This window comes from Litchfieldella xinjiangensis (assembly GCF_000759345.1).
Lineage (GTDB): Bacteria > Pseudomonadota > Gammaproteobacteria > Pseudomonadales > Halomonadaceae > Litchfieldella_A > Litchfieldella_A xinjiangensis.
The window spans coordinates 222,586-248,187 of sequence record NZ_JPZL01000003.1; the positions used below are offsets into that span (position 1 = coordinate 222,586).

Consider the following 25,602-nt stretch of genomic DNA (forward strand, 5'->3'; position numbering starts at 1 on the left):
ACGACGAACAATGCTTTGAAAACGTCATGCCTGTCGCAGCGGTGGCGGGAACAAAAAAGGTAGAAGCCAAGCTTGCCGAGCATACCGGCAAGACATCTCCTTTAATTTTATTTTACGATTTTCATATTAAACCACTGGGCAACATGACGGAGCACCTCGATGACGACTGGAGATGACATGATCGGCACCGCATCCGCTGAGCACTCATCGCGCCGGGCGCTGGTGATCGGTGCCTCCCGCGGGATAGGACTGGGAATCACGCGCGTGCTGCTCGCGCACGGCTGGCAGGTGACCGCCACGATACGCAACACCACGCGCACGCCACAGGCGCTCTCGGAATTGAAAAACGCACATGGCGCTGCACTGGAGATCGTTGAGTTCGACCTCGCCCAGCCCTCCCGGCTCCCCACCCTTGCCGAGTCACTCGGATCGCAGGCCCTGGATCTGCTGATCATCTCGGCCGGCATCATGGGGCCGGGTCACCAGCGCGCAGAGCAGGTCACGCCTGAATCGGTCGGTGAGCTTTTTGATATCAACGCCATGGCCCCGCTGCGTATCGCCAGAGCGCTGTTGCCGATCATGGCATCGGGCGGCGTGATCGGCTTTCTGAGTTCCAGGATGGGCAGCGTGTCGCTCAACGATACCGGTGATCGTGAGCTCTATCGGGCCAGCAAGGCAGCGCTCAACAGCCTCTCACGCGGCTTTGCCATCAATGAGGCGCTACCCGCCGGTATCGGTGTGCTCAATCTGCATCCGGGTTGGGTACAGACCGACATGGGCGGAAGCGAGGCACCGGTCACGATCGAGCAGAGCGTGACCGGGTTGGTGAACGTGATGGAGGACGCATTGGGGCAGGTTGAGCAGCGTTTTGTCGATTTCGAGGGCCAGACGCTGACCTGGTAGGCCGGTTGAGTCACTACTGACAAGGAAATGGCCGATAGGGCCATTTTCCAAGGCGGGTGTGGCCTCGGCGTTAATGGGCACACTGCATTATCTACTGTTCTGGCCGTCCTATAGGGGCCATGGCAATAGAGGACGAAATCCCGTGTTCGTTTACTGCTAGGGGCCAGCTGGCCTTGTTAGATCGTCGACTGCAGACGCCCGACTGCTCGAAGCCTCGGCAACCAGGGCCGCTTTACGTTGCTTTCTGAGCCGATGCATGACAATGCCCAGCAAGGCCACCATCAAGGGAAAGACAAAATAGATAAGGCCCATCACGCCGTAGTGCTGCACGCTCGCCAATGTAATCGTTCCGCTCCCGGGTAGTGGTCGAGGTATCTCTGCTACCGGAGGCTCCCAGCCCAGCGGGTGCGGAAGCACCTCACTCACGGCAGTGGCCAGCAAATAGCTCTCGCCCAGAAACGCGAACGCAAGCACCAAGGTACAGGCGGTAAACAGCCACGCCTTGGCGTTAGAACAACTAACCCGCTGTGCGGCTGGGGCGGCAATTGCGTCTGTGAGGAAGCAAACGGCGATGCATAGAAGGAGACCCATGGTTTATTTCCCTGTCGTTATGGTCCTCGCCTCCGGCTGCTGCCAGGGCGCGGTGAATTATTAGGTGTGTCCTCAGCCCAGTGGTTTCAAAGCCATTACGAATCAACATGGAGGCAATTTGGCAAAGCAATTGCTGTCCCGGTCGAGCATGTTATTCGGCCAGTACTGCTTGTAGTGGCAAATCCTAAGCTGCAGGGTATTGAATATAACTGCCCGCTGCTGGTCAGTGCTTTCCTTGGCGGCATCTGGCCGAATGAAGTGAGGTACTCCCACCACGCGGCATGATTCGCTTAAGAAATCCTATTATAAGCTTTGCCCGCCAGCCCCATTTCATCGACAAGCCAACGCGTCCTGCAGAGTATCTTGATCGAGGCTCTTGCTGACTCGGTTTGGTCTAGTGGCGCGATGGCCTGATGGGATCCCCTTCCCTCTTCCTAAGCTTAAGGCTGGCCACAAAGAAATGAAAAAAGGCCCTGCGATTGCTCGCAGGGCCTTGCTGTTCTGGCCCGCCCTATAGGATTCGAACCTATGACCTTTGCCTCCGGAGGGCAACGCTCTATCCAGCTGAGCTAAGGGCGGGTAACTCGTTTTGTGGCTACCGGCATCGCTGTGCGATGCCGGCAACACTCCCCTCAGGCTGTGCCTTCGGGGCCGGCCTTTGCGTTACACCGCAAAGGCGCTTCGCCGGACAGAAGCTAGGCTTCTGCATTTCCGGCTCCGCCCAGCTGAGCTAAGGGCGGAAGACTGCGACATGAGCGCGCAGTCGACGCGCGTATCCTACCCGCCCGGGCCTTGGCCTGTCCAGCCTCCATCGTGCCGATCGCCTTCCTGACATAAGGCAGACTACGCCGAATAGGCGAGGCGCGGCATTTTCCTGTCAAATGGGTTGCCGGTATACTGTCCCCCTTTGTGCGGGTATATAAGTGTGCGGGTGCATAAGAACCGATTACAGGACCGTGAAGAGGTGGTGAGAGTGAAATTCAAATTGATCATGGGGTGTCTGGCCACCCTGGGCCTGTCGCTGGCAGGCACGGCTCACGCCCAGGACAATGCCGAGCACGAGGCCATCGCCGAACGACTCAAGCCGGTCGGCCAGCTCTGCATGCAGGGCCAGGATTGCGGTTCGGCTTCTGCACCCGCGGCAAGCTCAGGCGGTGGGGGCGGCGAGATTTCCGGTAGTGGCATTTACGGTAATGTATGCGCCGCCTGTCACGATAGCGGCGCTGCCGGGGCTCCGGTTCGTGGTGAAGAGGACCAGTGGACCGCTCGTATCGACCAGGGTATCGAGACACTCTATGAGCACGCCATCACGGGTATCGGTGCCATGCCGCCCAAGGGCGGTAACCCCAGCCTCTCCGATGACGAGGTCAAGGCCGCCGTCAACCACCTGGTCGACCCGCTGATGGAGGACCTGCCCGAAATCGGTGGGGGCGGTGAAGGTGAAGCCACTCAGGCCGAGGCTGAATCCAATGGCGATGCCGCCGAGGCAGAAACCGCTGCGGCCGCGTCCGGCGAGAGCGATGCAGAGGCCACTACCCAGCAAGGTGACGCGGCTCAAGAGGGTGAAGCGGCCAGTGAAGGCGCCAGCAATCTGGATGGCGAATCGCTGTACGCCGGCGCCGGTTGCGCAGCCTGCCATTCCAGCGGTGCCGCGGGCGCGCCTATCGTAGGCAATGCCGATGACTGGGCACCACGCATTGAGAAGGGTAAGGAAGAGCTCTACTCCAGCGCCATCAACGGCATTGGCGCCATGCCGCCCAAGGGAGGCAATACCAGTCTCTCCGATGACGAGGTTAAAGCAATCGTCGATCACATGGTCGAGCAGTCGCAGTAACCTGAAGCCTCCGCTTCAACAAGCAAAAGCGCGCCTTCCCAGGCGCGCTTTTTTAATGCCGCGATTTTACGCGGGGCTTACCCCAGCAATGAGCGAATGCCTGCCAGGGCGTCCTTGCCGCGGGCCTGCTTCTTGTCGGGGTCTTCCTTGTCGGCGCGCCCTTCCCATTCGAGATCGTCGGCGGGTAGCTCGTCGAGGAAGCGGCTCGGCGTGCAATCCATCAGTTCGCCATAGGCCTTGCGCTGTCGCGCCAGCGTCAGGGTCAGGGTCTGGCGGGCGCGGGTGATGCCCACGTAGGCCAGGCGGCGCTCTTCCTCCACCGTGCCGGCCTCGATGGCGTTGCGATGTGGCAGCAACTCCTCTTCAAGCCCCAGCAGGTAGACATGAGGGAACTCCAGCCCCTTGGAAGCATGCATGGTCAGTAACTGCACGCGGTCGGAGTCGTCCTCCTCGGCCTGCTGCTCGAGGATATCGCGCAGTACCAGTCGCGAAATGGCCGCCTCGACGCTGTCGGTTTCAGTGTCCTCGCTGGCCTCACGCTCCTCGGGGTCGCGCTGCATCGATTTCTCGAGCTGGTCGATGAGAATCCAGACGTTGGCCATGCGTCGCTCGGCAATGGTCGGGGCGCTGGCATTCTGGTAGAGCCAGGCCTCGTAATCCATGTCGCGCATCATGTCGCGTATGGCTGCCAGGGCATCGCCCTGATCCATGCGACGACGAACCCCGTCGATGAAATGAGTGAATCGCGACAGACGCTCCACCGCCCGTGTCGGTAATACTTGCTCCAGCCCCAGCTCATGACAGGCGGCGAACAGCGAACCACCCCGCTCGGTAGCGTAGTTGGCGAGCTTTTCGAGCGTGCCGGGGCCGATCTCCCGCCGCGGCACGTTGACGATGCGCAGGAAGGCATTGTCGTCGGCGGGGTTGATCAGGAGACGTAGGTAGGCCATGGCGTCCTTGATCTCGCCCCGCGAGAAGAACGAGGTGCCCCCCGAGAGCTTGTAGGGAATCTGGTAGTGCTGGAGCTTGAGTTCCAGCAACCGCGCCTGGAAGTTGCCCCGATAGAGCACCGCGAAATCGCGCCACTCCGAACGTTCCTTGATCCGCCGGGTGAGGATCTCGCTGGCCACGCGTTCGGCCTCGGCCTCCTCGTGGCGGTTGACCACTACACGGATCGGCACGCCAGGGCCCATTTCGGACCACAGGGTCTTCTCGTAGACGTGGGGGTTATTGGCAATCAGCGTATTGGCGGCGCGCAGGATGGTTCCGGTAGAACGGTAGTTCTGCTCCAGCTTGATCACATTCAGCCGCGGGAAATCCTCACCCAGGGTGACCAGGTTCTCGGGGCGCGCCCCGCGCCAGGCATAGATCGACTGATCGTCGTCACCCACCACGGTGAAGGTCGCGCGCTCGCTCATCAGCAGCTTGACCAGCAGGTACTGGGTGACGTTGGTGTCCTGGTACTCGTCGACCAACATGTAGTGGATCTTGCGCCGCCAGCGGGCCAACGCCTCGGGGTCGCGCTGGAGCAACACCACGGGTAGCAGGATCAGGTCGTCGAAATCGACCGCGTTGTAGGCCTTGAGATGACGGCCATAGGCTTCGTAGACACGCGCCGCGAACTGTTCGTCGTCGTTGGCGGCATGGGACAGCGCTTCGCCGGGCAGCACCAGGTCGTTCTTCCACTGCGAGATCTGCCCCTGCACGGCATTTATCTGCTCGGCATCGACCTGGGCATCCTTGTTCATCAGGTCGCGGAGCAAGGCCTTGGCATCGTCGGGATCGAACAGCGAGAAGCCGGGCTTATAGCCCAGCGCCTTGAGTTCGGCGCGAATGATGTTCAACCCCAGCGTGTGGAAGGTGGACACGGTGAGGCCATGCCCCTCCTTGCCCTTGAGCATCTGGCCCACGCGTTCCTTCATCTCGCGGGCGGCCTTGTTGGTAAAGGTCACCGCCGCGATACGCCGAGCGCTCATGCCGCACTCCTGCACCAGGTAGGCGATCTTGGTGGTGATCACGCTGGTCTTGCCCGAGCCGGCACCGGCCAGCACCAGGCAGGGCCCGTCGATATGGCGCACCGCTTCCTGCTGGCGCGGGTTAAGCTTGGCGAGGCGTTGGCGGATCGACACGCTTACTCCTTGTCGGCAACGCCGACATTGACGGCACCCGCAAAGCCGAACTGTCGCCAGGCTTCGAAGACGATCACCGCACAGGCATTGGAGAGATTCAGGCTGCGGCTGTCAGGCAGCATGGGGATACGTAGGCGCTGCGATTCGGGCAGTGCATCGAGCATCGCCTGGGGCAGGCCGCGGGTCTCGGGGCCGAACACCAGCGCATCGCCTGCACGATAGCTGGGCTCGTGGTAGCCGGTGCGGCCTCGGGTGGAGATCGCGAAAACCCGCTGTGGCGCCACGGCTTCCATGAATGCTGGCCAGTCGCGGTGCACTCGCACGGCGGCCCACTCGTGGTAATCGAGCCCGGCACGGCGCAGCCGCTTGTCGTCGAGCACGAAGCCCAGCGGCTCGATCAGGTGCAGGCGAAAGCCGGTGTTGGCGCACAGCCGGATCAGATTGCCGGTATTGGGCGGGATCTCGGGTTCGAAGAGCACCACATCAAGCATGGGCAGTCCTGCTGGATCGGAGTGTCCCGACACAGGCCGGGAACGTGCACGGGCCCCGCAGGGCCCGTTGGCGTATCCGTTCGATGCGATCAGAAATTCAGACGCACCCCGGCATGGGCGCCGCTATCCAGGGTTTGCGTACCCGGCGAAGTGTCGAAATCGGCGCGCAGGCGGCGATAGCCGACATAGCCGTCGACATTGCGCGTAAAGGCGTAGCGCGCCCGCAGGCCATATTCGAAACTATCGTCAAGGTCGCTGCTGGTGGCCACGCTTGGCGAATAGAAACCATAGCCGCCCAACGAGACACCCGGCATCTGCGGCAGGTAGACATAACCATAGCCGCCCAGGCCCAGGCCGCCGCCATCACCGTAATCGGTCTCGAACTGGCTCCACCGCGCCCCGACGCCGATATCGATATCGCCGTTGCGTTCCACACCCAGCAGCTGGATATGCCCCATGGTGGCATCTTCGCGATACTCGCTACGCAGGATGCCGCCGCCAAGGGCGATGCCGGGAGCGATTTCGCCAGCCGCCTCGAACCCGATGGCGTCACTGCTCAGGTTGAGATCCAGGCTCGAAGCGATGGCACCCTGGCAGAACATGGCGCCGAGTAGTACCGCACTCCAGAGAGAACGTTTCTTCATTGTTACCCATCCAGTCTTCGTATTGATCGTATATTCAGGATTCGATGCCGTACTGCGCCCGGTAGGCTCGAATCGCTTCGGCATGGGGCGCCATTGCGTTTCCGGCATGGTGTTCCAGGTAGGTGAGCACCATGTCGAGCGTGACGATGCTGACGACCGGCATGCCGTAGGTCTGCTCGACTTCCTGGATAGCGCTCTGGCGCTTCTTCCCACCGTCCGCCGCCTGCCCACACTCCTGGCGGTCGAGCGCGATCACCACCCCGGCCGCCTCGGCACCCGCCGCCTCGATCAGCGCCATGACCTCACGAATGGCGGTACCGGCGGTGATCACGTCGTCGATGATCAGAATGCGGCCGGCAAGCTCGGCACCCACAATATTGCCACCCTCGCCGTGGGTCTTGGCTTCCTTGCGATTGAAGGCGAAAGGAAGATCGCGGCCGTGGTGCTCGGCCAGGGCCACTGCGGTGCTCGCGGCCAGCGGAATTCCCTTGTAGGCTGGGCCAAACAGTACATCGGCAGCAATGCCGCTGTTCTCGATGGCTTGGGCATAGCAACGCCCCAGCCGGGCCAGGGCGGCCCCGCTCTTGAACAGGCCGGCATTGAAGAAATAGGGACTGACCCGACCTGACTTCAGGGTGAATTCGCCGAAGCGCAGCACGCCCTGGTCGATGGCGAACTCAATGAACTCACGCTGATACGGCTGCATGCCGTCCGCCTTTCGACTCTCCACCACTGGCCCCCTATCACGTTCATTGGCCTCAGCCATTTACCAAAACGTCTAAACGTCGGGTATCATACACGCGCGACGGAAAAGGGACCACGTAATGAAAATCGCCAGCATCAATGTCAACGGCATCCGCGAGGCCGTCAGCCGAGGTTTTCTCGACTGGCTGGAAAACCAGGATGCCGACGTCGTCTGCGTGCAGAATATCAAGACCAAAAGCTTCGAACTCGATGACAGCATTCTCTATCCCGCAGGCTACGAGGGCTATTTCCTCGATGCCGAGCAGGATGGCTTTTCTGGCGTCGGGCTCTACTGCCGCAAGATCCCCAAGGCCATCATGTACGGCCTCGGTTTTGAGCAGTGTGATAACGAAGGTCGCTTCCTGCAGGCCGATTACGATCGTTTCAGTATTGTCAGCTTCCTGATGCCCGACGGCAGCGATCCGGAAGCCAAGGCCAGCTTCATGGCGCAGTACCAGGACTACCTGGGCAAGATGGCCCGCAAGCGCCGCGAGTACATCATCTGCGGCACTTGGCACATCGCCCACAAGACCCTGGATCTGGCCAACTGGGCCGACAACCAGACCACGCCAGGCTTCAAGCCCGAAGAGCGTGCCTGGATGGATCAGGTGTTCGGGCCCACCGGGTTCATTGACACCTTCCGCGAGATCAATCGCGATGCCGGTGAGTACACGTGGTGGCCGGCGCTGGATCAGGACCAGCCGCGTTCGCGTCAGGAAGGGTGGCGTATCGACTATCAGGTGGTCGGCCCCAATTTCCGCCGCCACGTGGTCGACGCCTGGATCGACTACGACGCGACCTTCTCGGAGTTCGCACCGCTGATCGTCGAGTACGACCTCAGCCTCTGACACGAATCGTCGCGTTCCCCGTCGCTACGACGCCGGCCCTTGGGCCGGCGTCGTCGTTCTCGGGCTTTCCCGGCTTACCCCCGGATGCCCAGCGCCTCGCGCTGATGCTCGAAGAGCTGCTTGCCGGCGCCTTCGGCCAGATCGAGCATCGCGTTGAGCTCGTCCCGTGAGAAGTCTCCCGCTTCGGCAGTACCCTGCACCTCGATCAACCCACCGCCTTCGGTCATCACCACATTCATGTCGGTGTCGGCGCCGCTATCCTCGGGATAGTCGAGATCGACCACCGGCGTGCCCCGGTAGATCCCTACCGAGACCGAGCTGACCAGCTGCTTGAATGGATCCTGCTGGATCATCTTCTTGCGCTGCAGGTAGCGAATGGCATCGATCAGCGCCACGCACCCACCGGTAATCGAGGCGGTGCGCGTGCCACCGTCGGCCTGTATCACATCGCAGTCCACGGTGATGGTGAATTCGCCCAGGCGCTTGAGATTGACCGCCGCGCGCAATGAACGGCCGATCAGTCGCTGGATTTCCAGGGTACGCCCCCCCTGCTTGCCACGGGTCGCCTCACGGCCGCCGCGGGTGTGCGTGGCGCGGGGCAGCATGCCGTATTCGGCGGTGACCCAGCCCTGGTTCTTGCCACGCAGCCAGCGCGGCACGCCGGCCTCGACACTGGCATTACACAGCACGCGAGTATCACCGAATTCGACCAGTACCGAGCCTTCGGCGTGGCGGGTGTACTCGCGGGTCAGGGTGATCTGGCGGGGTTGGTCGGGCTGTCGTCCACTCGGGCGCATAAGCTACGGAAACTCTCTCTGTCTGGCTTGATGGTGATGGTGACCGCCCGTCACGACGGCACCCTGCACAATGACCACCATTCTACACGTTTAACCCGCACTGATCGGGTACACTCCGTGTCGAGAGCGACGAATGGCCACGATCAGGAGCACGCATGGTTCACAGCATGACCGCCTTCGCCCGTCATAGCCAAGAGGCTGACTGGGGCAGCCTGCAACTGGAACTGCGCTCGGTGAATCAGCGCTATCTCGACCTCCACTTCCGCCTGCCCGAAACCCTGCGCGACCTGGAGCCAGTCTATAGGGACGCCCTGCGCGGTGCCCTGGCACGCGGCAAGGTGGAATGCACGCTGCGTTTCGAGCCCGCCGCCTCCGGCGAGACCCTGGCCATCAATCGCGAGCGCCTGGGCGAGCTGGCGCGCGCCCTGCACGAAGTCCGTGCCGAACTCCCCGATGCCGCCATGCCCGATGCCCTGGCGCTGCTCGAACATCCCGGGATCCTGGATACAAGGGGCCTGGATCTCGAACCGGTGAAGGAAGCCGCCCTGGCGCTCTTCGAGGCTGCATTGAGCGACCTGATCGCCGGCCGCGCCCGCGAAGGCGAGCAACTCGCCGCGCTTATCCGCCAACGCCTGGCCGGTGTGCGTGAACAGGTAGCTACCGTGCGCAGCCTTCTGCCCGGCATTCTCGAGCGTCAGCGTAGCCAACTTGTTGAACGCCTTGAAGCTGTGCGCGCCGAACTCGACCCGCAACGCCTGGAAGCCGAACTCACCCTGATGGCGCAGAAGGCCGATGTCGACGAGGAACTCGACCGACTCGAGACCCACGTCGGCGAAGTGGAACGTCAGCTCAAGCAGAAGGGCCCGGTAGGACGTCGCCTCGATTTCCTGATGCAGGAACTCAACCGCGAGGCCAACACTCTCTCCTCGAAGTCCGTCGTCGCCGAAAGCACCCGCGCCGCGGTGGAGCTGAAAGTGCTGATCGAACAGATGCGCGAGCAGATCCAGAATATCGAATGAAGACTCCGGGATGCCAAACTGGCATCCCGTTGCAGGCTCCATCATGCGCTACGCTTGAGTCTAATGTTTCAAAGACTCACCGCGAGCTCATGAGGTCCCATGACCATCACGCTTTACGCCCACCGTCTCTCCCAGCCCTCACGGGCCGCTGAAATCACGCTTCGCGAGCTGTCGATCGCTTATGACTTTACCGAGATCGATTTCGCCGGGGGCGAGACCCGCACGCCATGGTATGCAGAGGTCAACGCGCTTCAGACCGTGCCGGCACTCATGGCCGACAACGGCGAAAGCGAGCGACTCGCGCTGGGCGAAAGCCAGGCCATCATGATGTATCTCTGTCGCACGGCCACCGATCAGGCGACCGCACGGCGCTGGTATCCTGGCGATCAGGACGCAGCTCGCGCATCGAAGATCGATCAGTGGCTGGCCTGGTACCACGGCAACGTGCGCCGCTTCGACATGTTTCATCACATCATGAATCTGCATCAGACCCTGCCGATGCTCAAGCGGGAGATACAGGACGACTTGCTCACTCCTTTGCAGGCGGGGCTTGGCCAAGGGCTTGCCACGCTCGAGGCGCACTTCAGCAGCCAGCACAACGACACACGCACGCCAACACTGCTGGGCGAGGACCACCCCACGATTGCCGACCTCGCCATCGCCTGCGAGCTCTACCAGATCAAGGCGGCCGGCTATCGCTTCGAGTGTTATCCGAAGGTGAGCGCGTGGCTGGATAGCATGGCCGAGCGAAAACACTTTCAGGACGTGTCTAAGGAGGTCGATACGCTGGGGCAGGAAATCAGGGAGCAAAGCGGGGCGTATCTGGCATTAGATGAGGCGTTTGGCTGATTGCCTCCTTGGGTTGCGGTTCATCCGCTCGGCCTCTGTTGCTCCCTAGGGGCAATTCATCGCCTTCACTGTCTTTATACTTTCGTCTTAGCCTGCGATCATTCGCACTCTAACTAGCCGGCCACCCCCCTCTGAGGCCGCACAGGAGAGCGACATGCAGGACGCCGAACATTCCCCGACGGGGCCCATCGCCCGCCACCCCCGCCTGGCCGAGCTGTCGCTCGCGCTGGGTGGCTTCGGTATCGGTACCTCCGAATTCGTGATCATGGGGTTGATGAACCCCATCGCGGAGGACCTTGCCGTCAGCGTGCCCCAGGTGGGCTACGCCATTAGCAGCTACGCCCTCGGCGTGGTGGTCGGCGCGCCGCTGATCTCGTCGCTGGCCGCCCGTGTACCGCGCCGCATGCTGTTGATCGGCTTGATGCTGATCTTTGCCGTGGGCAACCTGGCCAGTTCCCTGGCGCCCAGCTTCGCTACCTTTGTCGGCTTGCGCTTCCTAGCCGGGCTGCCCCATGGCGCCTATTTCGGCGTGGCGGCGCTGGTGGCTGCCGGGGCGGTACCGATCACCGAACGCGCTCGCGCGGTAGCCCGGGTGATGATGGGGCTGACCGTGGCCATCCTGATCGGTGCGCCGTTGGGCACATGGCTCGGCAATATACTGGGGTGGCAGGTCGCATTTGCCGCCGTGGGCGCTATCGCCTTGCTCACCGCCGTGATGATCCGGCTCTATGTGCCGCGCCAGCCGCACGACCCGCATGCCAGCCCGGCCCGTGAATTGACCGCGCTGCTCAAGCAGCGGGTGTTGTTCACACTGGGCGTCGCCTGCATCGGCTTCGGTGGCATGTTCGCCATCTTCAGTTATGTCATGCCGACGTTGATCGAACAGGCCGGCTTGAGCGAAACCTGGGCCCCGTTCGTGCTGGCCATCTTCGGGGTCGGCACCATCATCGGCACCCTGGTTGGTGCCCGACTTGCCGACCGCCACCTGATGCGCTCGATTCCCGCCATCCTGGTGTGGTGTGCCGTGATTCAGGGTCTGTTCTATTTCGCCGCCAACCATCCGCTCTGGGGTTTGCTGTTCGTCTGCCTCACCGGCACCAGCATGGCACTGGGGCCGGCCCTGCAGACCCGCCTGATGGACGTGGCGGAAGACGCCCAGACCATGGCGGCTTCGCTCAATCACGCGGCTTTCAACATGGCCAATGCGCTGGGTGCCTGGCTGGCTGGCCTGGCCATTCAGTGGGGCTTTGCCTGGTCGTCGACCGGCCTGGTGGGTACCGGCCTGGCGCTGGGTGGGCTGGCCGTCTTCTCGCTGGGGCTGTGGCTGGAGCGTCGTTCTCAAGCCACGCTCCAGCCCGCTGGCTAGGCCGTTGAGCCTAGGGCCGTGCGCTGGCGTCGCAACAGAAGCAGGGCAACGATTACCAATAGGGCGACCAGGGCGGCAAAGCCTTCACCGGTCGCCTTGAGTCCAATCACCCGGCTCATCAGGCCGGTACCCACCACCGGAATCGAGAGCGCCACATAGCCGACCACGAAGAAGGTCGAGGTCACCTCGCCCCGCTGGTCGGCAGGGCTGGCCGCCACCACGCTACCCAGGCCGGCGCGCAGGGCGATGCCTTGACCGAACCCGGCGACCAAAGCGCCGGACAGGAACAACGGCAGCGATGCCAGGCCAATCCCCCCACCCACCAGACCTACGCCGACCAGCAGTACGGCGCAACCAATCGGCAAGCGATGGGCCTCGGGCAGGCGGCCTTGGGTCAGCTGACCGAAAATCGACAGGAAAAAGGGCGATCCCGCAATCAACCCGATACTCAACAGGTCGGACTGACCCAGGACATCGGCCATGAAGGCCGGAGCCGTGGCGGTGAAGAAACCCAGCACCGCAAAACCGGCGAACCCGGCCACCGCGGCCGGCAGGAATACCGGACGCACCGCAGGCGGCACACTGAGCCGCTGCACGTGGAGTCGAGGGCGATGCGCGCGAGTCACGGTCTCCGGTGCCAGCCAGATCGCCAGCATGGCCAGGCCCGCCAATGCCAGATGCAGCCCATAAGGCAGCAATAAAGGGGCGGGCATAGAATGCGCCAGGAGCCCGGCGACGACCGGCCCTAACCCCAACCCGCCCATGTTGGCCGCGGTGGCCATCAAGGGGGCCAGGCCACGAGCGCGAGCCGGGGCGAGCTCGACGACCGCCACGGTCGCCGTGCCGGTAAAGATTCCTGCAGAGATGCCCGAGAGCACGCGCCCGGCCAGCAACGCCGCCAGGCCGTCGGCCTGCAGGAAGACCAGATTGCTGAGCATCGCGGCCGCCAGTCCCGCCAGAAGCAGCGGGCGACGGCCCAACTGATCCGACCAGCGCCCAAACAACAGGAGGGCGGCGATGACCCCCACGGCATAGGCGGCAAAGATCACCGTAATGGTCAGCTGCGAGAAGCCGAACGCCGCCTGGTAGAGTGGATAGAGCGGTGTCGGCAAGGTGGTGCCGAGCATGGTGGTCAAGAAGGCGAAGGCGGCGCCGATGAAGGCCAGCGCCTGCCTTGGCGACTCGGGTTGAGACACGATGACTCCCTCTCCATGACGCCAGCCGGGGCTGGCGGGTATAATGCCCGGCTTTCACGCGGGCGATGCCGCCCAGCCCCTCGCAATGCGAGGACGATACGCGATCCGGAGCCCGATTATGTCACACGGAACCCTGTTCATCGTTTCCGCCCCGTCCGGCGCGGGCAAGACCAGCCTGGTACGCGCCCTGCTCGAACGCCTCGACGGCCTGCAGGTCTCGGTGTCGCATACGACCCGCAAGCAGCGCCCCGGTGAAGTCGACGGGGTCAATTACCACTTCGTGGATGTCGGGGACTTCGAGCGCATGATCGAACGCGGCGACTTCTTCGAATACGCCCGGGTGTTCGACAACTACTATGGCACCTCGCGCCCGGCCGTCCAGGCACTGTTGGCGGCCGGCCAGGACGTGATCCTGGAGATCGACTGGCAGGGCGCGCGCCAGGTGCGCGAGCAGGTGCCCGATGCCGAATCGATCTTCGTGCTACCACCTTCCCGGGCCAGCCTGCGCGAGCGTCTGGCGTCGCGCGGTACCGACGACGAGGCCGTGATCGATCGCCGCATGCGCGATGCCATCAGCGAAATGTCACACTTCGACGAGTATCGTCACGTGATCGTCAATGATGACTTCGCCACGGCGCTAGCCGATCTCGAGGGGCTGGTTCGCGCCAACCGCTCGCGCCTGGAACGCATGCGCGATCGCCAGGGCCCCTTGCTCGAGGCGCTCTTGTCACGCAACGAGGGGGTCGAGTAGACTGGTCAGTCCCCCCAAGTACTTCACTTGGCGTGCACGCACGCATTCAACCGCAACAGCAGGAAACCGCTCATGGCGCGAGTCACCGTCGAAGATTGTCTGGATCACGTCGAAAACCGTTTCAAGCTGGTGATGATTTCCACCCAGCGTGCCCGTCAGCTCTCGCGCGGCTCCCGCGACGCACTGCTGCCCTGGGAGAACGACAAGCCCACCGTGATGGCGCTGCGCGAGATTGCCGCTGGCAAGATCGATGCGAACGTGCTCGACGAGCCGATCGAAGCGGCACCGGTGCGTCCGCGTCGCGAGCCCGAAATGGGAGAGGAGTGACGGTCCGCAATCCGGTATAGGCGCGCTGCATGTTTACCATCGATGACCTGGCCGACCGCCTGGGCGGCTACCTACCCCCCGACGAGATCCAGCAGGTCAGGCGCGCCTTCTACTACGCCGAGCAGGCCCACGATGGGCAACGCCGCCGCTCCGGCGAACCCTATGTGACCCACCCGCTGGCGGTCGCCAATATCCTCGCCAACATGCATATGGACCATCAAAGCCTGATGGCCGCCATGCTGCACGACGTGATCGAGGATACCGGTGTATCTAAGGATGCCCTGGCCGCCCAATTTGGCGAGCCGGTGGCGGAACTGGTCGACGGTGTCTCCAAGCTGACCCAGATCACCTTCGAAGACAAGGCCGTCGCCCAGGCCGAGAACTTCCAGAAGATGGTCATGGCGATGTCCAAGGACATCCGGGTGATCATCGTCAAGCTCGCCGACCGCCTGCACAACATGCGCACCCTGGGCGCCCTGCGTCCCGAGAAGAAGCGTCGCATCGCCCGCGAGACACTGGAAATCTACGCGCGCATAGCCAGTCGGCTGGGTATCAACACGATTCGCGTTGAGCTCGAGGACCTGTCGTTCCACGCCCTGCACCCCATGCGTGCCGAGCGTATCCAGCGCGCCGTAAGCAAGGCCCGCGGCCATCGCCGCTCGACCATCCGCCAGGTCCAGAACAGCTTGCAGAAAAGCCTCGATGACGATGGCCTGCCGGGTACGGTCATTGGCCGCCAGAAACACTTGCTGTCGATCTACCGCAAGATGCGCGACCAGCGCAAGGCGTTCGCCGAGATCATGGATGTGTTCGGCTTCCGCATCATCACCGACGATGTGGATAGCTGCTATCGCATCCTGGGCGCCGTGCATAACCTCTACAAGCCGGTGCCGGGACGCTTCAAGGATTACATCGCGATTCCCAAGGCCAACGGCTACCAGAGCCTGCACACGACGCTGTTCGGTACCGGTGGCATGCCCATCGAGGTGCAGATCCGCACCCGCGAGATGGAAGCCATGGCCAATAACGGCATCGCCGCCCACTGGCTCTACAAGGCCGGACAGACGGCGCGACCGATCGCCATGGGCAGCCATGCCCGGGCGCGTGAGTGGGTTCGCGGCCTGCTCGAGATGCAGCGCCATGCCGGTAATCCGCTGGAGTTCATCGAACACGTCAAGAACGACCTTTTCCCCGACGATATCTACGTATTCACGCCCAAGGGCGACATCATGGAGCTGCCCCAGGGGGCCACGGTGATCGACTTCGCCTACAGCGTGCATACCGATGTCGGCAACAGCTGTATCGCCTGTCGCATCGACCGCCACCTGGCGCCGTTGTCGACGCGCCTGGAAAGCGGCCAGACACTGGAAATCATCACCGCCCCCGGCGCACGCCCCAATACCACCTGGCTGTCGTTCGTGGTCACCGCCAAGGCCCGCTCGGCGATTCGTCACGCCCTCAAGAACCAGCAGCATACCGAGTCCGTCCAGTTGGGCCGGCGTCTGCTCAACAAGGCCCTGGCCGACTTCGAGACCAGCCTCGAGGAGCTGCCCGCCGAGCAGGTTGCGGAGGTGATCGAGGAGATGGGCCTCAAGCACGAGGACGACCTGCTCGAGTCGATCGGCCTGGGGACTCGCCTGGCCTATGCCGTGGCGCGCCGCCTGCTGGAAGCCTCGCCCGCCCATCGGCATCTCGAGCATCGCGCCCCGGCCACCAGCGAAGGCCCGATCGTGATCAGTGGCGCCGAAGGCATGGTGATCAACTTCGCTCGTTGCTGCCATCCGCTGCCGGGCGACCCGGTGATCGGCCACCTGTCGGTCGGCAAGGGTATCGTGGTGCATCGTACGGATTGCCGGAACCTCGACGAGCTACGTAACGAGCCGGAAAAGCTGTTTGCCCTGGAGTGGTCGCAGACCATTCAGGACGATTTCCCGGTGGCCCTGCGCATCGAGATGGAGACACGTCGCGGCCTGGTGGCAGAACTGGCCAGCCTGGTCACCGATGCCGAAGCCAACATCGAACGCATCGGCATCGAGGAGCGCGACGCCCGGCTTTCGATCGTCAACCTGACGCTCGCGGTTCGCGATCGCGTCCACCTTGCACGTATCATCAAGCGGATTCGCAACCTGCCCCATGTCGGCAGGATCACACGCATCCGAAACTGAAAACGGGCGCCCATCCAACCGCAATCCATGCGTTGGAGTGGGCGCTTTTTTTATTTCGTAACCGCAGGAGCAGTGGCATGAGCAACAAGGCCGTGATCAATACCGAAAAAGCCCCCGCCGCCATCGGTCCCTACTCGCAGGCCATCAAGGCCGGCAATACCGTTTACCTGTCGGGTCAGATCCCCCTCGACCCGGCAACCATGACCCTGGTCTCGGATGACTTCGAAGCCCAGGCCCGCCAGGTATTCACCAACCTGCAGGCCGTTTGCGAGGAAGCCTGTGGATCGCTGGGCGAGATCGTCAAGATCAACCTGTATCTGGTCGATCTGGACAATTTCGGCATCGTCAATCAGGTGATGGAGGAGTTCTTCGAGGCGCCCTTCCCTGCGCGCGCCGCGGTCGGCGTCAAGGCGCTGCCCAAGGGGAGCCAGGTCGAAGCGGAAGCCATCATGGTCATCGGCGACTGAGTCGACGCACACCAGTATGCGCCCCGACATGCGGGTGTTCTTTGCCCTACAGCCCGACCCTACGCTGCGTCAGGCCTTGTCGTCTATCGCCCAACGGCTACATGCCGAGTGTGGCGGTCGCCGCATGCGCGATGATTCGCTCCACCTGACCCTGGCTTTCATCGGAGACGTATCAGAGGCGCAAGCCGAGCACCTGATCGCACTATGCCAAGGCCTGGATTGCCCCGCGGGCGAGTGGCCGCTGGACCGGGTGGGTTATTTCCCACGCGGGGGTGTCGCCTGGCTGGGGAGTCAGGCGACACCCCAGCCGCTCGATACGCTGCATACCCGTCTGTGGCACGCCTTGGCTGGCGAAGGCTTCACGCCGCCTGACCAGCCCTTCGTGCCGCATGTCACGCTGCTGCGCCGTGCGCGGCCGCCCCACAGTGAGGCGATCCCTGGCCCAGGCCTGACGTGGCGCTATAATCGGGTCACATTGGTCCATTCCGTCCCCGACGGGGCGGGACGCCGTTACGATACACTGGCCCATTCGCCAGCCGTTTGAGAGGAAACACGCATGACAAGGAAGCCATTGGGTGTTCTGGCCACCGCACTGCTCGGGCTACTACTGGCAGGGCCCGCCATGAGTGCGGACCTGTATGTCGCTGGCGGGAGGACCAGCGAAGACAGTGCAGCCCTCAAGCTCGAGATCGATCGTCATTTCAACCTGCATGATTGGCATCCGCAGCTCAGCCTGAGGCTGGCGACAGGAGTGCTGCTGTTGAGCAGCGAGACGGAAAGTGACGAGGGTAATGCCGCCTGGCTGTTCACTCCGGCGCTGCGCTACACCTTTGCCGGGGAGCGGCGCGTGTTCATCGAAGGCGGCATCGGCGCCAGCATTTTCCTGGATACGCATGTCGACGATCGTGAACTTTCCACGGCGTTCCAGTTCGAGGATCGCCTGGCGCTGGGCATGCCGTTGGCCACCGGCGAGTTGAATGCCAGCATCACCCACTATTCCAATGCTGGCATTCAAAGCCCCAATGACGGCTTCGAGGTCTTCGCCGTCGGCTATCGTTTTCCGCTATGAGCGGCCCTTATAGCTCCGCCGTTCGTGCCTGGCGGGCTCAGGCCTTGACGTTCTCGAGAAAGCCGCCTTCCTTGAGAACGTGGGCATAGCCTTCGCGGTAGGTGGGGTAGCGGAAACGATAACCGGACTTGCATAGCTGCGTATTATCGCAGCGTTTGCTCGAGCGGCGCCGCAGCGGCGATTGAATGAGATCCGTCGCTTCCACCTTGAGCTTGCCAGCCAGCCAGCTCATGACGTCGTGCAGGGGCGCCGACTCGCAATCGGTCGCCAGGTAGATCTCCTCCAGCGGCTGCGCGTCCTGACTCAACTTCACCAAATGCGCCAGCACGCCGACACAATCGTCGCGATGAATGCGGTTGGTGTACATTGGCGGCGCAGCGGGTGCCATCCGCCCTTCATTGACCTGGCGAATCAGCCGATCGCGTCCCGGCCCGTAAATACCCGAAAAGCGCACCACGGTTCCGGGCAACTCATGCTTGAGCAACAACCGCTCGGCGGCATAGACGAGTTGACCGGCGAAACCGTGAGGCTCGGTCGCACTGGTCTCGTCGACGATTTCGCCGTCCTGCTGGGCATAGACACTGGTAGACGAGACGAAAAAGATACGACGCGGGGGCGTGTCACGCTTGGCGTAGGTGGCCAGCACCTTCTCGAGACCCGCCGGGTAGGCGTTATGGTAGGCCTCTTCCTCGAAGCGGTCGGCACTGACGATATAGACCACATGGTCGGCGTCGGGCAGGCTGTCGTAGGTCTCGGCGTCGTTTATATCCAACGCCAACGGTTCGATCCCGCTGCCCTCGAGCGCGGCGACGTTGCGGCGTACCCCCACCACCCGGTGGCCAGCCTCGATCAGCTCGCGCCCCAAGGTGATGCCGATATCGCCGCATCCAACAATCACTGTTGTACTATTCACCTTTTCCTCACCCCTTGATAAAAAGTCCCTATTGGAAATACCCATCCATCTGTTCAAGAGGATGCCGTCCGGCACCAACATGACTCTAACAGAACTTCGCTACATCGTAACCTTGGCGCAGGAGCGTCACTTCGGCCGCGCGGCCGAGCGCTGCTTCGTGTCGCAACCCACCCTGTCGGTGGCGGTGAAGAAGCTCGAGGAGGAGCTTGGCGTGGCCCTGTTCGAGCGCTCCAAGTCTACCGTACAGGTCACCCCGTTGGGTGAGCAGATTGTCGAGCAGGCCCAACGGGTGCTCGAACAGAGCAGCGTGATCAAGGAACTGGCCAACGCTGGCAAGGATCAGCTATCCAGCCCATTGCGTGTTGGCGCCATCTTCACCATCGGTCCCTATCTGTTTCCGCACCTGGTGCCTGAGCTGGCGCGTACGGCGCCGCAGATGCCACTCTATATCGAAGAGGGCTTCACCGCGCATCTGCGACGCAAGCTCAAGAGTGGCGAGCTCGATGCCATCATCGTCGCCCTGCCTTTCACCGAAACCGATGTGCTGACCAAGCCGCTCTACGAAGAGCCTTTCGAAGTGCTGATGCCCGCCGAACACGTGTGGACGCAAAAGACCACGATCGACAAAGAGGACTTGCTCGACGAACGTCTGCTGCTGCTTGGCGAAGGTCACTGTTTTCGCGATCAAATCCTCGAGGCGTGCCCGGCCATCGGCAACCAGCTCAGCAGTCCCAGTAATACCCTGACTGCCGAAGGCGGATCACTGGAAACCATTCGCCATATGGTGGCCTCCAAGTTGGGTGTCACCGTCCTGCCGCGCTCGGCCATCGGCACCGGTCATTACGAAGCCGGCGTGCTGGAGAGCCGGCCTTTCACACCCGAGGCACCTTCACGCACCGTGGCGATCGCCTGGCGGGCGAGCTTCCCGCGACCCAAGGCCATCGATGCCCTGACCGACGCCATCGAACAGTGTCGCAACCTTCAGCAGCCCGAACCCGCGTGAGCAGCCTTACGCAGACGGTAAGCGCCCTCAGCGGGGTGGGCGAGGCGCTTGCCGCCAAGCTGGCCCGGCTGCGCATCGAGCAGGTCGCCGATCTGCTTTTCCATCTTCCCCTGCGTTACCAGGATCGCACGCGCATCACCCCCATCGCCACGCTGCGTGCCGGCCATGAAGCCGTGGTCGAGGGCGAGGTGGCGGCCAGCGACGTGGTCAAGGGGCGGCGGCGCAGCCTGCTGGTACGTCTCAAGGACGGATCGGGCATTCTCAGCCTGCGCTTTTTCCATTTCGCCCCGGCCCAGCAGCAGCAGTTCCAGGCCGGGGCCCGGGTGCGCTGTTTCGGGGAGGCACGCGCCGGTGCCACCGGATTGGAGATCTACCATCCGGAGTATCGTTTGCTCAAGGCCGACGATACGCCGGTGGAGGAGCACCTCACCCCCATTTACCCGACCACCGAGGGGCTCCATCAGAGTCGTCTGCGCAGCCTGATCGCCCAAGCGCTGCGGCTGCTGGATAGCGATGCTGCATCGCTGCCCGATTGGCTACCCACCGGGTTGCGGGAACGCTTTCATCTCCCCGAGCTGCATGCCTCGTTACGTTATCTCCACGAACCGCCCCCCGAAGCGGACATCGAGCGGCTCGCCGAGGGCCGCCACCCCGCCCAGCGGCGTCTGGCCATGGAAGAGCTGCTGGCCCATCAATTGAGCCTTCGCCAGGTGCGCCTGCGTATCCAGGCCGACGGCGCACCGTCCCTGCCCTCCGGGCGCAGCCTACAGGCACGTTTTCTGACCCAGTTGCCTTTCCCCCTGACCGGGGCACAGCAGCGCGTCCTCGACGAGATCGGCCATGACCTGGAGTGTCCCAGGCCGATGCTGCGCCTGGTACAAGGAGATGTCGGCTCGGGCAAGACCGTGGTCGCGGCGATGGCCGCCCTGCAGGCGATCGCCGGGGGCTGCCAGGCCGCCATGATGGCCCCCACCGAGATTCTCGCCGAGCAGCACTACCGGACCTTTCGCGACTGGCTGACCCCGCTGGGCATCGAGGTGGCGTGGCTGGCCGGCAAGCTCAAGGGCAAGGCACGCCTGGATGCCAAGGCGGCGATACAGGACGGCCGCGCGCAGATGGTGGTAGGAACCCATGCGCTGTTTCAGGGCGATGTGCATTTCCAGCGTCTGGGATTGGCAATCGTCGACGAACAACACCGCTTCGGCGTTCACCAGCGCCTGGCGCTGCGCGAGAAGGGCGAGGCCGGCGGGCTGACCCCTCATCAGCTGGTAATGACGGCAACGCCGATTCCACGCACCCTGGCGATGAGCGCCTACGCCGACCTGGACGTCTCTGTCATCGACGAACTACCCCCGGGTCGCACCCCGGTACAGACCGTCGCGGTGCCCGACGAGCGTCGTCCCGAGGTCGTGACACGCATTCGCCAGGCCTGTGCCCAGGGGCGCCAGGCCTACTGGGTGTGCACCCTGATCGAGGAGTCCGATGCGCTGCAGTGCCAGGCTGCCGAAGCCACCCGCGAGGAGCTGACCGACGCCTTGCCGGAACTGGCCATCGGCCTGGTGCATGGTCGGATGAAGGCCGCCGACAAGGCGGACGTGATGGCGGCATTCAAGGCTGGCGAACTCGACCTGCTGGTCGCCACGACCGTCATCGAGGTAGGCGTCGATGTGCCCAACGCCAGCCTGATGATCATCGAGAACCCCGAACGTCTGGGGCTTTCGCAGCTTCATCAGTTGCGTGGCCGCGTGGGACGCGGCTCGACCGAAAGCTATTGCGTGCTGCTCTATCATCCCCCGCTCTCTGCACACTCCCGGGAGCGTCTGGCGGTCATGCGCGAAACCGGCGACGGCTTCCGCATCGCGGAGAAGGACCTGGAGTTACGTGGCCCGGGCGAGGTGCTGGGCACCCGCCAGACGGGACTTGCCCAGTTGAAGATTGCCGACCTGGAGCGCGACCGCGACCTGCTCGAGCGGATATCGGCCCTGGCCGTGGCGCTGCTCGACGAGGCCCCCGAAGCCAGCGAGCCCCTGATACGCCGCTGGCTGGGCGAAGAAGCCGGGCGCTACGGTCAGGTCTAGGCCGTCGGGGCGGGTGCGGGAGTCGTCTCGCGGCGCGTCTCCCTGCGCAGCGTGAGGCGCTCCGCCGCCTCGCCTAGCGCCCCCAGCATCCGACAGATCAGGCGTAGCTGGGTCTGCATGGGCCGGTAAGGGGCATCGTCGGGCGGCGCGTCCTGGTCGAGCATGGCCATCAACGTTTCCTGCTCGGCCTTGAGGTCACCGATCGGCCGACGCTCACGTAGCCGGGTGGCCAAGGCTTCGAGCAGCGTGGCAAGCCGATGCGCCACCGGCATCAGGCCGGCATCGAATTCGGCTTCCTCGACACGATGTCGATGCGCGCCAAGCGCCGAGATATACCCCAGCAGCGTGTGCGACAGCACCAGGAAGCGAAAGCCATCGTCGGCGTCGTGCTTGCGCATGTGTCCCGGCTCCTGAAGCATGTTGCCGAGCATGCTCGACAGGGCCGCATCGGCATTGTGCGCGTTGCGCCTTGCCAGGCGATAGGCCAGGTCGTCGGTCTTTCCAGCGTCGTACTGGTGAATGATTTCCTGCAGGTAACGACAACTGCCGAGCAGGGCACTGGCGGCTTCTCGATGAAGCTGGCGCCCCTGCCAGTCGGGCAGGATCAGTACCACGGCCAGACCTGCGATCAGCGCACCGACCAGCGTATCGAACAGTCGCGGCCAGATCAGATCGAAGCCATCGCCGACCTGGTTGAAGCTGCACAGCACCAACAGAGTGATCGCCGCAGTGGCTACCACGTAATGCTTCTCTCGCGTGGCGAAGAAGGCCACCCCGGCGACCACCGCGATCAGGGTCTGCAGCAAGGGGTGAGGAAACAGGCTGATCGACGCCCAACCCACCACCAGGCCGATGATGGTGCCAACGATGCGCTGATGCAGGAAACGCCGTGTGGAGGCAAAGTTGGGACGACAGACGAACACTGCTGTGGTCAGCAGAATCCAGAAGCCCTGGCTCGGATGCACCAGGTGCAGGACGCCGTACCCCGCCAGCAGGGCCAACGGCAGCCGTATGGCATGGCGAAAGATCGGCGAGGCGAGCGTCAGGTGAAGCCGGATGCGCTCCCAACCATCGCGCAGGTTGCGTGGAGAGCGATCGAACAGGCTGCTGTCGCCCTCGACCCCCGCGTCGGGGTTGTACGCGGCAGAAAGTTGCTCCTCAAGCGTCGCCAGGTTATCGGCCAAGGCCTGTAACGGGTAGAGCAGTTCGCGCCAGGCCGGGTTGTGTAGCGCCCGAAGGTAGCTGATCGAGGCGCGCAGATCCTCGAGCGCCTGTTCGCTCTGGGCGTGATCGAAAGGCCGATTGAGCAGCAACGCCTTGCCGAGTCGCTTGCACGCCTGACCCTGCTGGTCGAGCAGCCGCTGGCAGCGAAACAGCACATCGTGGTGAAAGAACGCCTCGGTCAGCTGGGCATACGGATAGTGCGAGGAACTGGCGCGCTCGTGGATATCCTGGGCGATGAAGTAGAGCCGCAGGTATCGATTGAGCTTGGGATCGCCCCGCTGCCCCTCGAGACGGCGGAAGATCATTTCCTTGGCCTGGTTCAAGGCCTCGACGACGCGGCCATTCTGACGCGCCACGGCCAGGCGGCGGGCCTCGACGTCCAGGCCGCGAAGCGGTTCGAACAGGTTCGATTTGACGATCAGGTATTCACCGAGCTGGCGGTAGACCTGGGCCAGGCTCTGCTTGACCGGCTGGCGCGAGAACAGTGCGCTCCACACCACCGAGATCAGGCCATACCCGGCCGCCCCCGACAACAGCAGTAGCGGCTGCCGCCACAGGCCTGTTTCAGACGCCCCGCCGCGATGCTCGAGCGCAATCATGGAGTAGATGGCCAGGATCAACGTTCCCGAGGCGATGGTGGCATAGCGTTGCCCCAGCGCCCCCAGCATGATCAGCACGAAGGTCGACGCTGCCAAGCCCAGGGCAAACAGCCAGGGCCAGGGATACAGCCACTGTACGGAGAGCGAGGCCGTGGCGAAACAGACCAGCGTGACCAGCAAGGCCTGGAGCCGGCCCTGCCAGCTGTCATCGGTCTCGGACAGGGCACAGGCGATGATGCCCAGGAATAGCGGGATGACCAGTGCGATGTCCTGGCACAGCCAACTCAGCGCCAGCGCACCGCTGAAGGCCAGCAATACACGTAGGCTGTAGGCGAACTTGTCGAGCGTCCAGAGACGCCGCAGGGGAATCGAAAGCGAATTCGGCATGTCGGTCACATCTCAAGCCAACCTGTCGAGCCAGTCATCGGCCTCCCGCTGAAGGGTATGCCGTGCATCGGCCAGGGAGTGCCGCAACGCGTCATCGGTAACGCGCTCCAGATTGGCATCCAGGCCCACCAGTACCGCGCTCAGCCCGGCATGCAGCAACCGGGCGCCGGCCCGGGTATCGCTCTTGAGCGAAGCGGGTGTCCACGGCTCGGCTTGTTGGCATAGCGCCAAGCCTTCGCAGCAAGCGCGGGCGATTCGCAGTGGGACCCGGCAGGCCTGCACGATCGCCTCCTGACGGGCGAGGTCTCGCTGGCGGGACTGCTCGGGCGTGTCGTGGGGCAGCCTTGTCGCCTCGAGATACGCCTCGAAGGCGGCCACATCGTCGTCGGCACTCTGGGCCAGGCTATCGCGCAAGGTATCACCGCTGACGATCAACTCACCGCGCTCGTCGTCGGGATGGCGGGCATCCCCCAGGCGCAGCCCCTTGAGCGCCAGGGCCAGGCCGAAGTCGGCACTGACCGCCGCCGCCGCGCCGCAGCCCGGTGTCGAGCGCGATTCGATGGCATCGCGAAACGCCAACAACGGCAACTGCCAGACCGAATCGCTCATCTCGAAAACTCCGCGACCAGCGCAGCGAACCTGGAGGATAGTCGCGGGGCGGGAGGCGCCGCCTTGAACCCGGCAAGCACGAAAGTGATAACGGTGATGGAGCTCGTAAGCATGAGCAAGCGGGCCATGGGCGCTCCTGCGGGCAAAACCCTAGGGTAGCGCGACTGGGGCGTTTCGCCGAGGGCCGTCTCTGTTACTGGGTAGCCAAGGGTGCCTAGAGGCGCCGCAACAGCGATTGCAGTCGCTGCAAATCGGCCGAGTCGCCCACGAGACGAACATTGCCGGCCATCATGCCGTCGAGGAAGGCACGCTGGGTCGGCTTGCGGAGAATCCTTACCGCCGTGTCGGTATCGGCAAAGCGCAGTTCGAGATCGAGATCGATGGGCAGCCCGGGGCCGGTCTCGATGCCCTGGGGCGACATACGATAATGCCGGGCAATAGACAGGTCTTCGGTCGCGATACCCCAGTCGAGTCCGCGCATGTCGGCAAGCCTGTCGCGAAAGGCCGGTTTGCGACGCTGCGCACGCCTCAGTAACAGGCCAAGTAGCCAGAGCATCATGCGAAGTTTCATGAACACGTCCGATAGAAAAGAAACTGCC

25 protein-coding genes and 1 tRNA gene are annotated in these 25,602 nt (G+C 63.3%); 15 read left to right on the forward strand and 11 right to left on the reverse strand.

Annotated elements, in window-relative coordinates:
• Nucleotides 1-26: 26 nt before the first annotated feature.
• Both JH15_RS18130 and JH15_RS13275 read left to right on the forward strand, forming a co-directional pair.
• On the forward strand, nt 27-176 hold the full coding sequence (locus tag JH15_RS18130; RefSeq protein ID WP_156105320.1) for a hypothetical protein: 150 nt from the start codon (nt 27-29) through the stop codon (nt 174-176).
• Complete coding sequence (locus JH15_RS13275; protein WP_197053322.1) at nt 160-903, forward strand: SDR family oxidoreductase; 744 nt, start codon at nt 160-162, stop codon at nt 901-903. The genes JH15_RS18130 and JH15_RS13275 overlap by 17 nt, the downstream gene beginning before the upstream one ends.
• A gap of 1,093 nt (nt 904-1,996) precedes the next feature.
• Here the strand turns inward: JH15_RS13275 and JH15_RS13285 are convergent.
• Nucleotides 1,997-2,073: transfer RNA gene (locus JH15_RS13285), tRNA-Arg, on the reverse strand.
• Between the two features lie 394 nt (nt 2,074-2,467).
• On the opposite strand from JH15_RS13285, the gene JH15_RS13290 reads away from it, so the two are divergent.
• Complete coding sequence (locus JH15_RS13290) at nt 2,468-3,328, forward strand: c-type cytochrome (RefSeq protein ID WP_231566441.1); 861 nt, start codon at nt 2,468-2,470, stop codon at nt 3,326-3,328.
• A 77-nt stretch (nt 3,329-3,405) separates the two neighbouring features.
• Here the strand turns inward: JH15_RS13290 and rep are convergent, their stop codons facing one another.
• From rep to pyrE, 4 genes are all read right to left on the reverse strand, one after another.
• Entirely contained in the window at nt 3,406-5,457 is a 2,052-nt protein-coding gene (gene rep, locus JH15_RS13295; RefSeq protein WP_043531132.1) for a DNA helicase Rep, read from the reverse strand.
• A 2-nt stretch (nt 5,458-5,459) separates the two neighbouring features.
• Nucleotides 5,460-5,948, reverse strand: coding sequence for a tRNA (uridine(34)/cytosine(34)/5-carboxymethylaminomethyluridine(34)-2'-O)-methyltransferase TrmL (gene trmL, locus JH15_RS13300; protein ID WP_043531134.1), 489 nt, complete (start codon nt 5,946-5,948; stop codon nt 5,460-5,462).
• Nucleotides 5,949-6,037: 89 nt separating this feature from the next.
• Complete coding sequence (locus JH15_RS13305; protein ID WP_043531136.1) at nt 6,038-6,592, reverse strand: YfaZ family outer membrane protein; 555 nt, start codon at nt 6,590-6,592, stop codon at nt 6,038-6,040.
• 34 nt (nt 6,593-6,626) lie between these two features.
• On the reverse strand, nt 6,627-7,298 hold the full coding sequence (gene pyrE / locus JH15_RS13310) for an orotate phosphoribosyltransferase (RefSeq protein ID WP_043531138.1): 672 nt from the start codon (nt 7,296-7,298) through the stop codon (nt 6,627-6,629).
• Between the two features lie 118 nt (nt 7,299-7,416).
• Here pyrE and JH15_RS13315 point away from each other — a divergent pair, with 118 nt between their 5' ends.
• A complete protein-coding gene (locus JH15_RS13315) occupies nt 7,417-8,184 on the forward strand; it encodes an exodeoxyribonuclease III (protein WP_043531140.1) in 768 nt (255 codons plus the stop codon).
• A 74-nt stretch (nt 8,185-8,258) separates the two neighbouring features.
• On the opposite strand, the gene rph is transcribed toward JH15_RS13315, so the two are convergent.
• On the reverse strand, nt 8,259-8,981 hold the full coding sequence (gene rph / locus JH15_RS13320) for a ribonuclease PH (RefSeq protein ID WP_043531142.1): 723 nt from the start codon (nt 8,979-8,981) through the stop codon (nt 8,259-8,261).
• Nucleotides 8,982-9,136: 155 nt separating this feature from the next.
• Between rph and JH15_RS13325 the strand changes: the two genes are divergently transcribed.
• The 3 genes from JH15_RS13325 (at nt 9,137) to JH15_RS13335 (ending at nt 12,215) form a co-directional block, all read left to right on the forward strand.
• Nucleotides 9,137-10,000 (forward strand): YicC/YloC family endoribonuclease, encoded by an 864-nt coding sequence (locus tag JH15_RS13325; protein ID WP_043531144.1) that lies wholly within the window; start codon nt 9,137-9,139, stop codon nt 9,998-10,000.
• A 99-nt stretch (nt 10,001-10,099) separates the two neighbouring features.
• Entirely contained in the window at nt 10,100-10,849 is a 750-nt protein-coding gene (locus tag JH15_RS13330; RefSeq protein ID WP_043531146.1) for a glutathione S-transferase family protein, read from the forward strand.
• Nucleotides 10,850-11,003: 154 nt separating this feature from the next.
• On the forward strand, nt 11,004-12,215 hold the full coding sequence (locus JH15_RS13335) for an MFS transporter (RefSeq protein ID WP_043531148.1): 1,212 nt from the start codon (nt 11,004-11,006) through the stop codon (nt 12,213-12,215).
• Here JH15_RS13335 and JH15_RS13340 read toward each other — a convergent pair.
• Entirely contained in the window at nt 12,212-13,411 is a 1,200-nt protein-coding gene (locus tag JH15_RS13340) for an MFS transporter (protein ID WP_231566442.1), read from the reverse strand. The two genes, JH15_RS13335 and JH15_RS13340, sit on opposite strands and share 4 nt — an antisense overlap.
• Nucleotides 13,412-13,529: 118 nt before the next feature.
• On the opposite strand from JH15_RS13340, the gene gmk reads away from it, so the two are divergent.
• The 6 genes from gmk to JH15_RS13370 all read left to right on the forward strand — a co-directional run bounded on the left by gmk (nt 13,530) and on the right by JH15_RS13370 (nt 18,190).
• Nucleotides 13,530-14,162 carry a guanylate kinase gene (gmk, locus tag JH15_RS13345; RefSeq protein ID WP_043531152.1) on the forward strand — a complete coding sequence of 211 codons (633 nt, stop codon included), beginning with the start codon at nt 13,530-13,532 and terminating at the stop codon, nt 14,160-14,162.
• 72 nt (nt 14,163-14,234) lie between these two features.
• On the forward strand, nt 14,235-14,489 hold the full coding sequence (gene rpoZ / locus JH15_RS13350) for a DNA-directed RNA polymerase subunit omega (protein ID WP_043531154.1): 255 nt from the start codon (nt 14,235-14,237) through the stop codon (nt 14,487-14,489).
• Nucleotides 14,490-14,518: 29 nt separating this feature from the next.
• Nucleotides 14,519-16,654: a bifunctional GTP diphosphokinase/guanosine-3',5'-bis pyrophosphate 3'-pyrophosphohydrolase gene (gene spoT / locus JH15_RS13355; protein ID WP_043531156.1), complete on the forward strand. Its 2,136-nt coding sequence runs from the start codon at nt 14,519-14,521 to the stop codon at nt 16,652-16,654.
• Nucleotides 16,655-16,731: 77 nt separating this feature from the next.
• Nucleotides 16,732-17,121, forward strand: a complete 390-nt coding sequence (locus JH15_RS13360) for a RidA family protein (protein WP_043531158.1) — start codon at nt 16,732-16,734, stop codon at nt 17,119-17,121.
• Nucleotides 17,122-17,137: 16 nt separating this feature from the next.
• Complete coding sequence (thpR, locus tag JH15_RS13365; RefSeq protein WP_043531159.1) at nt 17,138-17,665, forward strand: RNA 2',3'-cyclic phosphodiesterase; 528 nt, start codon at nt 17,138-17,140, stop codon at nt 17,663-17,665.
• A 12-nt stretch (nt 17,666-17,677) separates the two neighbouring features.
• The gene (locus JH15_RS13370) at nt 17,678-18,190 is read left to right on the forward strand and encodes an acyloxyacyl hydrolase (RefSeq protein ID WP_043531161.1); all 513 of its coding nucleotides are present in this window, start codon (nt 17,678-17,680) and stop codon (nt 18,188-18,190) included.
• A gap of 37 nt (nt 18,191-18,227) precedes the next feature.
• Here JH15_RS13370 and JH15_RS13375 read toward each other — a convergent pair whose 3' ends face one another.
• The gene (locus JH15_RS13375; RefSeq protein ID WP_043531163.1) at nt 18,228-19,103 is read right to left on the reverse strand and encodes an NAD-dependent epimerase/dehydratase family protein; all 876 of its coding nucleotides are present in this window, start codon (nt 19,101-19,103) and stop codon (nt 18,228-18,230) included.
• 79 nt (nt 19,104-19,182) lie between these two features.
• On the opposite strand from JH15_RS13375, the gene JH15_RS13380 reads away from it, so the two are divergent.
• Entirely contained in the window at nt 19,183-20,106 is a 924-nt protein-coding gene (locus JH15_RS13380; RefSeq protein ID WP_043531691.1) for a hydrogen peroxide-inducible genes activator, read from the forward strand.
• Nucleotides 20,103-22,184 carry an ATP-dependent DNA helicase RecG gene (recG, locus tag JH15_RS13385; RefSeq protein ID WP_043531165.1) on the forward strand — a complete coding sequence of 694 codons (2,082 nt, stop codon included), beginning with the start codon at nt 20,103-20,105 and terminating at the stop codon, nt 22,182-22,184. Before JH15_RS13380 ends, recG begins: the two co-directional genes overlap by 4 nt.
• On the opposite strand, the gene yccS is transcribed toward recG, so the two are convergent.
• From yccS to JH15_RS13400, 3 genes are all read right to left on the reverse strand, one after another.
• On the reverse strand, nt 22,181-24,394 hold the full coding sequence (gene yccS, locus JH15_RS13390; RefSeq protein WP_043531167.1) for a YccS family putative transporter: 2,214 nt from the start codon (nt 24,392-24,394) through the stop codon (nt 22,181-22,183). The two genes, recG and yccS, sit on opposite strands and share 4 nt — an antisense overlap.
• A 12-nt stretch (nt 24,395-24,406) precedes the next feature.
• The gene (locus tag JH15_RS13395) at nt 24,407-25,003 is read right to left on the reverse strand and encodes a cyclodeaminase/cyclohydrolase family protein (RefSeq protein WP_043531169.1); all 597 of its coding nucleotides are present in this window, start codon (nt 25,001-25,003) and stop codon (nt 24,407-24,409) included.
• A gap of 214 nt (nt 25,004-25,217) precedes the next feature.
• Nucleotides 25,218-25,574: a hypothetical protein gene (locus tag JH15_RS13400; RefSeq protein ID WP_043531171.1), complete on the reverse strand. Its 357-nt coding sequence runs from the start codon at nt 25,572-25,574 to the stop codon at nt 25,218-25,220.
• Between the last annotated feature and the right edge of the window lie 28 nt (nt 25,575-25,602).

Excerpts from the sequence above, each read along its gene's own strand:
- JH15_RS18130 (WP_156105320.1), top strand. The coding sequence starts at position 27 with ATGCCTGTCGCAGCGGTGGCGGGAACAAAAAAGGTAGAAGCCAAGCTT.
- JH15_RS13275 (WP_197053322.1), top strand. The coding sequence starts at position 160 with ATGACGACTGGAGATGACATGATCGGCACCGCATCCGCTGAGCACTCA.
- trmL (WP_043531134.1), bottom strand. The coding sequence starts at position 5,948 with ATGCTTGATGTGGTGCTCTTCGAACCCGAGATCCCGCCCAATACCGGC.
- JH15_RS13305 (WP_043531136.1), bottom strand. The coding sequence starts at position 6,592 with ATGAAGAAACGTTCTCTCTGGAGTGCGGTACTACTCGGCGCCATGTTC.
- pyrE (WP_043531138.1), bottom strand. The coding sequence starts at position 7,298 with ATGCAGCCGTATCAGCGTGAGTTCATTGAGTTCGCCATCGACCAGGGC.
- JH15_RS13315 (WP_043531140.1), top strand. The coding sequence starts at position 7,417 with ATGAAAATCGCCAGCATCAATGTCAACGGCATCCGCGAGGCCGTCAGC.
- rph (WP_043531142.1), bottom strand. The coding sequence starts at position 8,981 with ATGCGCCCGAGTGGACGACAGCCCGACCAACCCCGCCAGATCACCCTG.
- JH15_RS13325 (WP_043531144.1), top strand. The coding sequence starts at position 9,137 with ATGGTTCACAGCATGACCGCCTTCGCCCGTCATAGCCAAGAGGCTGAC.
- JH15_RS13330 (WP_043531146.1), top strand. The coding sequence starts at position 10,100 with ATGACCATCACGCTTTACGCCCACCGTCTCTCCCAGCCCTCACGGGCC.
- JH15_RS13335 (WP_043531148.1), top strand. The coding sequence starts at position 11,004 with ATGCAGGACGCCGAACATTCCCCGACGGGGCCCATCGCCCGCCACCCC.
- gmk (WP_043531152.1), top strand. The coding sequence starts at position 13,530 with ATGTCACACGGAACCCTGTTCATCGTTTCCGCCCCGTCCGGCGCGGGC.
- rpoZ (WP_043531154.1), top strand. The coding sequence starts at position 14,235 with ATGGCGCGAGTCACCGTCGAAGATTGTCTGGATCACGTCGAAAACCGT.
- spoT (WP_043531156.1), top strand. The coding sequence starts at position 14,519 with ATGTTTACCATCGATGACCTGGCCGACCGCCTGGGCGGCTACCTACCC.
- JH15_RS13360 (WP_043531158.1), top strand. The coding sequence starts at position 16,732 with ATGAGCAACAAGGCCGTGATCAATACCGAAAAAGCCCCCGCCGCCATC.
- thpR (WP_043531159.1), top strand. The coding sequence starts at position 17,138 with ATGCGCCCCGACATGCGGGTGTTCTTTGCCCTACAGCCCGACCCTACG.
- JH15_RS13370 (WP_043531161.1), top strand. The coding sequence starts at position 17,678 with ATGACAAGGAAGCCATTGGGTGTTCTGGCCACCGCACTGCTCGGGCTA.
- JH15_RS13380 (WP_043531691.1), top strand. The coding sequence starts at position 19,183 with ATGACTCTAACAGAACTTCGCTACATCGTAACCTTGGCGCAGGAGCGT.
- yccS (WP_043531167.1), bottom strand. The coding sequence starts at position 24,394 with ATGCCGAATTCGCTTTCGATTCCCCTGCGGCGTCTCTGGACGCTCGAC.
- JH15_RS13395 (WP_043531169.1), bottom strand. The coding sequence starts at position 25,003 with ATGAGCGATTCGGTCTGGCAGTTGCCGTTGTTGGCGTTTCGCGATGCC.
- JH15_RS13400 (WP_043531171.1), bottom strand. The coding sequence starts at position 25,574 with ATGAAACTTCGCATGATGCTCTGGCTACTTGGCCTGTTACTGAGGCGT.